The following is a 1,226-nucleotide window of genomic DNA, read 5'->3' as shown; positions in this document are numbered from 1 at the left end:
GATTATGACGAAGAGCTACAAACTAGATGGCTACAGTTTGGTGTTTTTAGTCCGATTACTCGCTTACATAGTTCTAGAAGTCCCTTTAATAGTAAAGAACCTTGGCTTTTTTCGGAAACAACATCTAAGATTATGAAGAAATACCTTTGTTTGAGACATCAGATGATTCCATATCTATATACCATGAATGTAAAGACACACGAGGAAGGTGCCCCATTAATCAGCCCAATGTATTATTTCTACCCAGAGAATGATGAGAGCTATAATGTTCCAAACCAATACTTTTTTGGAACAGAACTGATGGTGGCTCCCATTGTAGAAAAGATGGATTTGGCATTCCAATCTGCAAAAGTAGATGTATGGTTCCCTGAAGGTGAATGGTATGACTTTTTTTCAGAGAAAAAATACACAGGCGGTGTGAAGTTGAGTGTTTATAGAGACATTTCGACGATACCTGTGTTCGCAAAAAGTGGTGCAATCATTCCCTTGGTTGGTTCTGAGATAGATATGGGTGTTGAGTTACCTGAAGTTGTAGATTGGTATGTATTCCCAGGCAAACAACATTCTTTTGAAATGATTGAAGATAAAAATGGTCAAAGATATAAAACAAGATTATCAATCGACTGGGAAATGGGGATGGTAGAGCTAACATTACAAGGAGATTCTAGTATCGTTCCAAGCAATAGAAGGCATAGAATTCATTTTAAAGGAACGAATGTGTCTATGATTAAATTGCCAAATAAGAATGATACAGCTAATTTTGAATGTAAAGATAATAAAACAATATCTTTAAATGATGAAGTTTTTAGACTACTAAAGACGGCTTCTCTTCCATATGAATTAAAAGATAGATTGTTAAATCAATTCATCAATGCCAAAAATTCTCATGACTTAATGAATATCTTGCATCATCAGGATAAGGAATTGAGAGGGCGTTTGTTGGAAATGATATTTACTAATGAAAACTAATTGAGATAATTAGAAAGTCATTTGTTTAGTGTATATGAAGACTCTGTATGTTATTCGTTATCACTGGTCACATTGAAAATGTGAAATAAGCACTACAACATAGAATTTACAACACTTCATGGTTCATATCATGGGGTGTTTTTCTATTTAAGTCAAAGCTCATCAAAAAATCTCACTATTCATTAGGCTAAAAGAAACCTAATCATAGTGAGATTGTGAAATTATAGTAGGTTTGTATGGCCTCTTCAATTTGTTTG

Annotated in this window: 1 protein-coding gene; it reads left to right on the top strand. The window is 33.8% G+C overall.

Annotation, left to right across the window (positions count from 1 at the left end; genetic code table 11):
- Positions 1–969 (top strand): TIM-barrel domain-containing protein (locus SMIDD26_RS08630; RefSeq protein ID WP_134990266.1); only part of this gene is annotated, 969 nt, incomplete at its 5' end.
- Positions 970–1,226 lie beyond the last annotated feature (257 nt).

The organism is Streptococcus mitis (assembly GCF_001579035.1).
GTDB classification, from domain to species: domain Bacteria; phylum Bacillota; class Bacilli; order Lactobacillales; family Streptococcaceae; genus Streptococcus; species Streptococcus mitis_J.
The sequence above is the reverse complement of the archived record's forward strand: the minus strand, read 5'-3'. Positions and strand labels throughout refer to the sequence as shown.